The 9804-nt window shown below is 73.5% G+C and carries 9 protein-coding genes and 1 tRNA gene; 2 read left to right on the forward strand and 8 right to left on the reverse strand.

Going from position 1 to position 9804, the window contains the following annotated elements; translation table 11 throughout:
- Positions 1 to 213: 213 nt before the first annotated feature.
- The 3 genes from ABZ484_RS28510 to ABZ484_RS28520 all read right to left on the reverse strand — a co-directional run bounded on the left by ABZ484_RS28510 (position 214) and on the right by ABZ484_RS28520 (position 5020).
- Positions 214 to 741 (reverse strand): single-stranded DNA-binding protein, encoded by a 528-nt coding sequence (locus ABZ484_RS28510; protein WP_358868795.1) that lies wholly within the window; start codon positions 739 to 741, stop codon positions 214 to 216.
- Between the two features lie 409 nt (positions 742 to 1150).
- Positions 1151 to 3043 (reverse strand): YfjP family GTPase, encoded by a 1893-nt coding sequence (locus ABZ484_RS28515; protein WP_358868796.1) that lies wholly within the window; start codon positions 3041 to 3043, stop codon positions 1151 to 1153.
- 354 nt (positions 3044 to 3397) lie between these two features.
- Positions 3398 to 5020, reverse strand: a complete 1623-nt coding sequence (locus ABZ484_RS28520) for a dynamin family protein (RefSeq protein ID WP_358868797.1) — start codon at positions 5018 to 5020, stop codon at positions 3398 to 3400.
- Positions 5021 to 5340: 320 nt separating this feature from the next.
- Between ABZ484_RS28520 and ABZ484_RS28525 the strand changes: the two genes are divergently transcribed.
- A tRNA-Arg gene (locus ABZ484_RS28525) sits at positions 5341 to 5416 on the forward strand.
- A gap of 298 nt (positions 5417 to 5714) precedes the next feature.
- Positions 5715 to 6014: a chaplin gene (locus ABZ484_RS28530; protein WP_358868798.1), complete on the forward strand. Its 300-nt coding sequence runs from the start codon at positions 5715 to 5717 to the stop codon at positions 6012 to 6014.
- A 70-nt stretch (positions 6015 to 6084) separates the two neighbouring features.
- Here the strand turns inward: ABZ484_RS28530 and ABZ484_RS28535 are convergent, their stop codons facing one another.
- From ABZ484_RS28535 to ABZ484_RS28555, 5 genes are all read right to left on the reverse strand, one after another.
- Positions 6085 to 6951 (reverse strand): tyrosinase family protein, encoded by an 867-nt coding sequence (locus ABZ484_RS28535; protein ID WP_358868799.1) that lies wholly within the window; start codon positions 6949 to 6951, stop codon positions 6085 to 6087.
- Positions 6935 to 7318 carry a tyrosinase family oxidase copper chaperone gene (locus ABZ484_RS28540; protein ID WP_358868804.1) on the reverse strand — a complete coding sequence of 128 codons (384 nt, stop codon included), beginning with the start codon at positions 7316 to 7318 and terminating at the stop codon, positions 6935 to 6937. Before ABZ484_RS28540 ends, ABZ484_RS28535 begins: the two co-directional genes overlap by 17 nt.
- A gap of 370 nt (positions 7319 to 7688) precedes the next feature.
- Positions 7689 to 8207 (reverse strand): hypothetical protein, encoded by a 519-nt coding sequence (locus tag ABZ484_RS28545; RefSeq protein ID WP_358868800.1) that lies wholly within the window; start codon positions 8205 to 8207, stop codon positions 7689 to 7691.
- 121 nt (positions 8208 to 8328) lie between these two features.
- Positions 8329 to 8613, reverse strand: a complete 285-nt coding sequence (locus ABZ484_RS28550; RefSeq protein WP_358868801.1) for a hypothetical protein — start codon at positions 8611 to 8613, stop codon at positions 8329 to 8331.
- 256 nt (positions 8614 to 8869) lie between these two features.
- Complete coding sequence (locus ABZ484_RS28555) at positions 8870 to 9523, reverse strand: hypothetical protein (RefSeq protein WP_358868802.1); 654 nt, start codon at positions 9521 to 9523, stop codon at positions 8870 to 8872.
- Positions 9524 to 9804 lie beyond the last annotated feature (281 nt).

Consider the following 9804-nt stretch of genomic DNA (forward strand, 5'->3'; position numbering starts at 1 on the left):
CATGTCCGGCATCCTAAAGATCTCGTGCGGCGCGACTTGCTGTCAGATCGTCAGGTAACTGATCCGAATCGGAATCGTTATCGCCACCAACTGCCGGTGAACCGGGCCCGCCGGCACATCAACCAGGGCGTTGCCGAACGCACTCACCGATAAGCCGCACTTCGGCGAGTCATGTCCCGTCAAGCCGTCAGCGCGTCTTGTCGGCACGTCCCGTCACGTCACCGCCACCGGTTCGCGCCGCTGTGGGGCGTTCTCCGCCTCGGCGCTCGGGTCCGCGGGTGTTTCCACGGGTGGCGCGGTGTCATGGGCCGCGGCCGGGGTCCTGACGGGGGTCTCCCAGCTCGGCTCGGGCTGTGCGGGCGGGGTGGGTGCGGCCGGCTCGGGCCTGCCGGTGCGCCGGAAGGCCGACGTGCCCCGCGCCAGGTCGTGGCCGATCGCGACGGCGTCGATGTCCGCCCAGGCGCGGGTGTTGCCGTCACGCGAGTCCGTGCGCACCTTCAGCCGGCCCTGCACGACGACCGGGTCGCCCACGTTCAGCGACGCCATCGTGTTCGCGGCGAGCTGCCGGTTGGCCCACACCGTGAAGAAGTTGGTGTGCCCGTCCGTCCAGGCGTTCTTCTCGCGGTCCCAGTACCGCGCGGTCACCGCCAGGCGGAACCTCGCGGACATCCCCGACCCCGGGTCCCGGTACATCGGCTGCGTCGCCACGTTGCCCACCGCGCAGATCATCGTCTCGTTCATCGGTGCTTCCCTCCCTCACCCGGCCCGCCCGGCCGGGCGGACACGCGTACGGGCCCGTCCCGTACGGCTGCGTCTGCCGCGCCGACCGCGTCCGTCGCGATCGCCGCGGAACCAGACTGCCTCCGCCGGGACGAGCCCGCTGGGCCCTGTGGACCACCGCCCGCCTGTGGAAAACTCCCTCACCCGGACAGGTGACCTTCACCGCTCGCCGGGCGCACGGTCCCGCACGGCTCCGTCCGGGCGCACGGCCCCGCACGGCTCCGTCCGCCCGCACGGCCCCCTCCGGGCTCACCACCCGCCGGGCTCACCACCCGCCTCCGGACTCCCCGCCGCCTCCGGACTCCCCCCACCTCCGGACTCCCCGCCACCAGGGCTCAGCGCCCGTCCGGCTCCTCACCCGTCCCCGGGCTCACCGTCCTCCCGCCCCCGTCACCCGCGCGTACTGCTCGCGCACCTCCCGGTAGCGCAGCAGCTCCGCCGCCACCGGATCGAGCACCCGGGCCCGGCCGCACCCCGCCGCCGCCTCCCTGAGGCGGCGCTCCGCGTCCTGGCCGTACCGCCGGGCCGGTCCGCGCGCCGCGATGCGGCAGCTCCATTCCACGAGCGGCCCGCCGACGATGCCGGCGATCATCAGCAGGACCGGCACCCCCAGGTTCGGCGCCATGACGCCCACGATCTGGCCGACCAGCCACAGTCCTCCGACGGCCTGGAGGATCGTCATCGACGCCTGTGCCAGGACCGCCGCCGGCCACCAGCCGGGCCGCGGTGGCCGCCCGGGTGGCAGCCCGGCCCGCGCCGCCAGGTCGTCCAGCGCCTCCGGCAATCCCAGCGCCCCGCGCACGGCGGCCTCGCGCACCGCCTGTGCCCAGGGCACCGGCAGCCCGGCCGAGGCCCGGTCGGCCACCGTACGCACCGCCTGTTCCACGCGTTGCCGCGCGGTGGCCTCCTCGTCGGGCTGCGTGCGCACCGGCAGCCGGCCCGTGGGAGGTTCGCGCCGGTCCTGGTACCAGCGCCACAGCCGCAGCCACGGCGTCCCGCACGCGCGGCCCGCGTTGCGCAGCCAGGCACGCTCGGCCGCCTCGCCCGCGGCGACGGCGCCCACCGCGTCCGCCAGCCGGGCCGCGAACTCATCGCGCGCCTCTTCGCTCAGGCCGGCCCGCCGCCGTGTGGCGTAGACGGGCCGCAGGCGGGTGGCCGCCGCGTCCACGTCGGCCGAGATGCGCCGGGCCGCCGCGCCCCGCTCGGCCACGAACTCGCCGAGCGCCTCGCGCAGTTCGCCGATGCCGTCGCCGGTGAGCGCGGACAGCGCGAGCACGGTCGCGCCCGGTTCGCCGTACTCCCCGAGCGCGATCCCGTCCTCGTCGAGCAGCCGGCGCAGGTCGTCGAGGACCTGGTCGGCGGCCTCGCCGGGCAGCCGGTCGACTTGGTTGAGGACGACGAACATGATCTCGGCGTGGCCGGCCATGGGCCGCAGATAGCGCTCGTGGAGCACGGCGTCGGCGTACTTCTCCGGGTCGACGACCCAGATGACCGCGTCGACCAGTCCGAGGATGCGGTCCACGTGCTCACGGTGCTGCACGGCGGCCGAGTCGTGGTCGGGAAGGTCGACCAGGACCAGTCCGCGCAGCTGCGGGTCGGCGTCGGTGCCCTGCAGGGGGCGCCTGCGCAGCCGTCCCGGGATGCCGAGCCGGTCGATGAGGCTCGCGGCGCCGTCGCTCCAGCTGCACGCGATGGGCGCGGCGGTGGTCGGCCGGCGTACGCCGGTCTCCGAGATGGCCACGCCGGCCAGGGCGTTGAACAGCTGGGACTTGCCGCTGCCGGTGGCGCCCGCGATGGCCACGACGGTGTGCTGCCCGGAGAGCCTGCGACGGGCCGCGGCCTCGTCGAGGACCCGGCCCGCCTCGGCGAGGGTACGGCTGTCCAGCCGGGTGCGGGACAGGCCGACCAGCTCGCGCAGCGCGTCCAGCCGTGACCGCAGCGGTCCGTCGTAGGCGAGGGGCGGCACGGGCATGGTCCGGGCGGGCCGGGGATCCACGGGCACGAGGTCGGCCGCGCTGGTGCCGGTCTCGGTGACGCGGCGCGCGATCAGCCCGTCGTCCCATACGCCCTCGGACTCCGTACGGCGCCGGGCTCCCGGGTCCTGCACGCGCGCGTGGCCGCCGTCGTCCGGCACGCGCGCGTGCCGGTCGTCGTCCTCCACCCGGGTGCCCTGCCCCGAAACGGCGGGCGCGGGCCGTCCCGCGGCCACGTCTTCCACAGCGGCCACACCGGCCACGCCGGCCACGCCGAACGCGTCGGCCACGCCGAGCCGCGCCGCCGCCCGGTGCCTGCCGGCGCCCTCCGGAGGCGGCGCGTTCTCGGACTCGGGGACGGTCAGGGACTGCGGACCGACCCCGGAGCCGGGCCCCGGTCCGGCCCCGGCGCGAGACCCCGGACGGCCCCCGGAGCGAGAGTCCGGGCCGAGCCCGGAGGCCGGGACGGTCCCGTGCGCGAGGCTGGTCCCGGCCCTACGGATGTCCTCGGTTCCCACGGCCTCCCGCGCCATCGCTCTCGCCCTGTGACCGTCCGTCGATACCGCCGTGCCCTCTGTTCGAACCGTGCCCTCCGCATGAGTGGTGTGTTCTCTTTGGTTCTGGTCAGTGACGGCGGTCACCGGTCACCTCTCCTTCAGCAGTACGGACAGCGCGGCAATGAGTTCGGCCTGGGGCTCGGGGTGTACTTCGAGGGCGTCGAGCGGGGCCAGCCGGCGCTCCCGCTCGGCGTGCATCACACGGTCCAGGTAGTCGGCGAGCAGCCGTCCGGCGCGGTCGCGCAGCCGCAGCGCGCCGTGCGCACCGATCCGCTCCGCGAGTCCCTCGCCCGCGGACCGGCCCCGGCGGCCCCCCAGCAGCCCGGTGGCGGCCAGCGCGGCGACGACCTCGGGGTCCGGCGCGACGCTCCGGTCCAGCCCGCGCACCTCGTCGTCGGCGTACTCCTCGAGCTCTCGGCGCCAGCGCCGGACGGCGAGCCCGATGCGGTGCTCGGCGCTCTCGAACGAGGTGTCGCGGTCGGCCAGGCTCGGGGCGTCCGCGGCCGGCTCGCGGCGCCAGGCGTCGTCGATGCGCTCGTCGGCGGCGGTGACGGCGCACAGCAGCAGGGCGGCCAGGCTCTCCACGAGCGCGTCGAGCAGTTCGCCCGCGGTGCAGTCCAGCGGGTAGGCGCGCCACCGCTTCAGGGCGTCCCCGGCGAGGACGGCTCCCGCCTGCAGCCGGCCCCGCACGCGCGCGTACTCGCCGTCGTAGGCGCTGTCGACGGCGGCGGTGAGCCGCAGCGCGGCCGCGTACTGTGCGGCGGCGGCGCCGGCCAGCTCGGGCATCCGGACCTTGAGGGAGTCCAGCAGGCCGTGGGCGGTGCGGGACATCGCGTGCTGCCGGGCCGCGGGGTCCTGGGCGTGGTGGACGAGCCAGGTGCGCAGCGGCGCCACGGCGGTGGCGGGCAGCAGTCCCCCGCCCCAGGCGGACTCGGGGAGTTCCGGCACGGTGAACCGCGGTACGTCGCCGAGCCCGGCCTTGGTGAGCAGGGCCCCGTACTGCCGGGAGACCTCGGAGACGACCTGGTGCGGCACCCGGTCCAGCACGGTCACGAGCGTGGCGTCGTACTCCTTGGCGGTGCGCAGCAGGTGCCAGGGGACGGCGTCGGCGTACCGGGCGGCGGTGGTGACCATCACCCAGATGTCGGCGGCGCAGATCAGCTCGGCGGCCAGGGACCGGTTGTCGGCGATCAGGGAGTCGATGTCGGGGGCGTCGAGGAGGGCGAGGCCGGGGGGTACGGTCTCGACGGTCTCGACGCGCAGTACGCGCGTGGGATCGTCCTCGGCTGTCGGCGGTTCGTCCCCGGTCAGGGAGGCGGCGTGGTCCTGGCGGGGCACCCACGCGCGTGAGAGGCCGGGCAGGACGCGCGAGCCGCTGAACCAGTGGTGGTCATCCGGGTGGCACACCAGAACGGGGGTCCTGGTCGTCGGCCGCAGCACGCCGGCCTCGCTGACCCGTGTCCCGACAAGCGAGTTGACGAGGGTGGACTTCCCCGCGCCGGTCGAACCTCCCACGACGGCCAGCAGGGGCGCGTCGGGCTCCCGCAACCGGGGCACGAGGTAGTCGTCGAGCTGGGCGAGCAGTTCGTCGCGGTCGGCACGCGCGCGTGGTGCCCCGTCGAGGGGCAGTGGGAAGCGTGCGGCGGCGACGCGGTCGCGCAGGGCGGAGAGTGCTTCGAGCAGCTGAGGCCGAACGTCCAAGGTCACCACATGCGAAGAATGCCCAATTTTGAGGGATATCTGAAGCATATGAGCATGTCTGCGCGCCGATAGAACACAAGGGACGGAAGGGACGACTGGGGCGAGGCCACAGTCCAGGCATAACGAGTGCACAACACCCGGTGCGCGAGACGCCAAAAGCGGTGCACGATTCGTACCTGCCTGCGATTATCGGGACCGCTTCACCGAACCTCCACATCGAGCCACGGAGGCGAAGCAACAGGGACCAGGAGTCCGGAGCCCTATCCTTGTCCCCGGCAACGTCACGGATCAGCCCACACCCGGGCACCACGACAGAGGCCACACACCAGGCCCCCGTAGCTCAGTGGATAGAGCAGGCGCCTTCTAAGCGCTTGGCCGCAGGTTCGAGTCCTGCCGGGGGCGCCAGTTTTCGCCCTCCCCCTCGGGAGGGCTTTTTCGTCGGCCAGGATGGGTGACTTACGACACGCCGAAGCCCCGGAAGCCCCCTTGGTGATCAAGGGCAGACTCAGGGCCGGTAATCCGCTCCGAAGCGCCTCGCTCGTGCCGTACGAGTGAAGTGTCGCCGGTCAGGGCGGGTGAGGCGCGGCGGATGTGAGCGCCGGACGGAGTGATCACCCGTGACCGGGGTGGAGGCGTCGCGTTGAACGGGAAGTGCGGTTGCGGATCCTGCTGCCGCACTCACCGAGTCAGTTAGGAGAACGTGATGTCTCGCATCGCGAAAGCGGCGGCCGTCGCTCTCGGCACCGGTGCCGTGGTGATCGGCGGGGCCGGTCTCGCCCTGGCGAACGCCGGCGCCGAAGGGGGGACCTACGGGGCACCCGGTGTGGTCTCCGGCAACACCATCCAGGTCCCGCTCCACGTGCCGATCAACCTGTGCGGCAACACCGTCGACGTGATCGCCGCGCTCAACCCGGCCTTCGGCAACGCCTGCGCGAACGCCGACGAGCCCGGCAAGGGCGGCGGCAACGACGACGGCAAGCCCGGCTACGGCTACGGCAGCTGACGCCTGACGCCGTACGTCCCACTCACGCGAAGAGCCTCGGCACCTCGAGCGCCGGGGCTCTTCGCACGGCTCACGCGTACCGGTAGATCCGGCTCACGTCCTCCAGCTCGTCGGGGGTGACGTCCCACGGGGGCAGCTTCTGGTGGCGGGCGATGATCCGGCCGTGCTGCGCGTTGCCCGTACCGGGCGGGGTCGCGGGCAGGTAGCGGACCCCGCGGTGGCGGCGCTGCCAGCGGGTCCACTGAAGGTCGATGAAGGCGTGGTGCAGCCAGAAGACCGGGTCGTTGACGGAGGCGGCGCCGAGCATGACGCCGCCGATCCAGCGGTGCACCCGGTTGTGGTTGAGCCAGGAGGCACTGCCCCGGCCGGTGCCCCATCCCTCCAGCTTGTTGCGGAACCCCTTCGTCACCGTGGAGTCCCAGGGCGCCACGTCGTAGACGGGGTCCTTCAGCGCCCACTCCAGCTCGCTCTTCGTGGGCAGCTGGATCGGGTCGTGGGAGCGGCCGAGGTCCCGGGTGAGGAACTCGCCGTCGGTCACACCCTCCTTGAGCGTCCAGTTGCCGTGCGCGTAGGCGAACGGACCGGTCGTCACCTGCTGGTCGGAGCGGCGCCCGGTGCCGCCCAGGAGGTCCTCGCGCCACGGTACGGAACGGGCCGTACGGTCGCGTGTCCAGTCCCAGTACGGAACCGTCACCGAGGAGTCCACCCGGCGCAGCGCCCGCTCCAGCTCGAGCAGGAACTTGCGGTGCCAGGGCAGGAAGGAGGGCGCCATGTGCGCCGGACGCAGGCCGTTCTCGCCGTCGGCGGTGAAGTACCGGATGTGCGTCCGCACGAAGTCGTCGTACTCGCCGCGCCGTTTGACCGTCAGCAGCGCGTTGACGAACCGTCGCCTCTCCTCACGCGTGAGCTTGCCGACGTCCTTACGCGTGTACGCCACCGTGCGCTCCCCCCATGTGCAGGCGTCGCAGTTCGTCCCCGACGGGCCGGGGGGCCAGGTCGCGCAGCCGCTGGCCGGGGCCCAGTTCGTCGACGGCTCCGCGGGCGGCCTCCAGAGGCGTGCGGTACGACTGGTAGTGGTCGACCATGCTCAGCCAGGTGCCGTCGGCGCGGCGCATCAGGTGCAGCGGGCGGCCGTCCACCGTGACGTACCACGCGCCGGTCTTGGCACCGCCGTTCCGATGCGTCCACATCACGCGGATGCGGCGGCCCCGGTAGGTCTCCTCGAAGGCGGTGTCGCCCGGGCCGCCGTCCCGGGGACCGGCCACGGGAGGCGCGGGCCGGGAGGCGGCGACCAACGGGGCCATCACGGCGACGGCGGAGGCGAGCAGCCGGCGCGTCACCTGGCGGCGTGTACTGCCCGCCGTGCTCCGTGTGCTCGTTGCCGTTGCGCTCGTTGCCGTTGCGCCCGGTCTCGTCGTGCCCGTTCTCGTCGCGCTCGTTGCCGTACCCGTCTCCACTCGTGCTCCGCTGGTGCCGCCGACCATGGTGCGCTCCTCGTCCGGTTCGGTTGTCCGTAGCCGTAACCGGCGAACGCCCCGTTCGGTCACCGCCGTGCGGCCGAACGTGATCACCATGTGCCGTGATCGCCGTGATCGCCGTGATCGCCGTGATCGCCGTGGTCACCGTGGTCACTGTGGTCACCGTGGTCGCCGTGGTCGCCGGGCCCGAGGCCGGCTACAGACCCGGGCCCGCCGTGAGGCCGGCGGTCGGAGCGGTGTGCAGCACGGGACCGAGGACGCCCAGTTCCGGCAGCTTCAGGCCGGGCAGTCCGGCGTTGCCGGGCTTCGGCGCGGTCAGCGGGCCGTCCGCGGACAGGCCCGGCGCCAGTGCCCGCACGTCGGACGCGGGCGCGTCGACGGCGACGTGGTCGAAGCCGTTGTCGAGGACGTGCGCGAGCGGGGCGCGCGCGTCCAGACCCGGCAGCCCCCCGTGCACCGGAAGCCGCGGCACCATGCCCTCCGGAAGGAGCCGCCCCCGGACGAAACGCGGCCCCTCCGGCGTGCCCGTCGTCGGTACCGGAACCTCGCCGCCGACCTTGGGCAGTCTCATGCCGAGCGCGGTCTCGGCGCCGCCCAGCGGCACCGGGACGGGGACCGTGCCCACCGCCGCGGCCGGGGTGGCGGTGACGGCGCCGACGGCTGCCGCGACGCCCGTGACGACGGCGGCAAGGGTTCCTCGGGTGGTCGACTTCATGACAGGCACGGTCCCTTCCAGGATGGGGAGCACAAGGTCCGTACGGCCCAACGAGCCCGAGGTGGCCGGCAGCGCAAGATTCCCCCGAGTGCCGCAGTAGTACGACGTACGACGGGCGGCCTCAGTGCCGCAGCGGCAGCCCGCCGAGCAGCGGGGCGTTGGCCTCGTTGAGGCTCTTGGTGGCGCTGTTCACCGTGTGGAGCAGCGAGCCCTTGTTCTCGGTGTCGAGCGCGTTCGACTGGTGCTTGAGCGGCATCACGTCGACGGGGCCCTTGGTGAGGGTGTTCACGGCGCCGTTGAGGCTGGTGGGCGTCAGTGCGGCGGTGTCGTAGGCGAACGCGGGCGCGGCGGCGCCGGCGGCGACCAGGGACCCGGCAATGACGGCGGCGGCCTTCAGGGACTTCATCGTGTTCCTTTCGTTCGGCGACGTACGTCACCGGCGGCTATGGGGTCGCCGTGCCTAACGAGTCCCGGGCGGGCCGGAAACCCCGGGGCGGGAGATTGCCGAGTCCTCATATGAGATTTCGTCCGACGCACAACAGCCGTTGGGCCGGCTGGGGTGGCCGGCACAACGGCTGTTCGGGTTCTCGGGGTCTCGGGGTCTCAGGTTCTCCGGTTCTCCGGTTCTCCGGTTCTCGGCCTCTCCGGTTCTCCGGTTCCTGTTACGACGCCGATGCCGGCGCGGCGGGCGCGGCCGCGGCGGCGTCGGACACCGTCCCGCCCGAGGCCCCCGCGGGGAGCGTGTCGGCGGCGGAGGTGCCGGGGGTGGTCGGGCCGTCGTCCTTGAGCAGGGAGGTGACGAGGTCGACCAGACCGTCGACCAGGCCGGTGACCGCGGGGAGCACCTGGCCGACGTCCCCGGACGTGAGCGACTTCAGCAGGTCCTCGAGCGCCTTCTGCACGGCCGCCAGCGCGTCGCTCGCCGGATCGGCCGCCCGCTGAACGCCCGAGGCCGTCTGGGCCGACCGCGCCGACCGGATCATCGCGCTCGCCTCGGCGAGGGCGTCCTCCGCCGCGTCGCCGAGATTCTTGGCGTCGGCCGGTGCCAGCCGGCCGTTGTCGGTGGTGAGTACGGCGGTCGCCAGATCGCGGACCGGGGTGAGCCGGCTGCCGAGGTCGCCGAGCCGGTCCAGGTCGCCCAGGCCGTCGAGCTTGGCGAGGAGCCGGTCGGCGCCCGGGAGGGACGCTCGGGGCGCCGCCGCACGGCTGTGTTCGCCGGCCGAGTCGACCGCCAGGGCGGCCGGGCCGCTGATCCCGACCAGGAAGGCGGCGCAGAGTGCGGTGGAGGCGATACGTCGTGCGGACAGACCACGCATGAGGGTTCCTTTCGATGAGCGCCAGATCTGAGCTCACCGTGAAAGCGCTTGTCGTGGTCCGCAACCGATCACGGGCCTGTCACGGCCGCCCATGGGCGGCCGCCACCCCTTTCCACCTGGCGCGACGGTGCGCCGGGCACTGCTCCGGACCGGAACGGCCGTTCGAGGGAACGGCCGTCGGCCACCCTCCCGAGGGGCCCCGGGGCAATGCCGGGTACCGGGAGAGCGGCCGACCGAAGGGGAGCGCGGGGGCGTCAGTGGTTGAGGCAGGCGTTTCCGAA

The organism is Streptomyces sp. NPDC006393 (genome assembly GCF_040628575.1).
Classification (GTDB): Bacteria; Actinomycetota; Actinomycetes; order Streptomycetales; family Streptomycetaceae; genus Streptomyces.

Bases quoted from the DNA above. Each gene is read 5' to 3' on its own strand.
- ABZ484_RS28510 (WP_358868795.1), bottom strand. From the start codon at position 741: ATGAACGAGACGATGATCTGCGCGGTGGGCAACGTGGCGACGCAGCCG.
- ABZ484_RS28530 (WP_358868798.1), top strand. From the start codon at position 5,715: ATGTCTCGCATCGCGAAAGCGGCGGCCGTCGCTCTCGGCACCGGTGCC.
- ABZ484_RS28540 (WP_358868804.1), bottom strand. From the start codon at position 7,318: ATGGCCCCGTTGGTCGCCGCCTCCCGGCCCGCGCCTCCCGTGGCCGGT.
- ABZ484_RS28545 (WP_358868800.1), bottom strand. From the start codon at position 8,207: ATGAAGTCGACCACCCGAGGAACCCTTGCCGCCGTCGTCACGGGCGTC.
- ABZ484_RS28550 (WP_358868801.1), bottom strand. From the start codon at position 8,613: ATGAAGTCCCTGAAGGCCGCCGCCGTCATTGCCGGGTCCCTGGTCGCC.
- ABZ484_RS28555 (WP_358868802.1), bottom strand. From the start codon at position 9,523: ATGCGTGGTCTGTCCGCACGACGTATCGCCTCCACCGCACTCTGCGCC.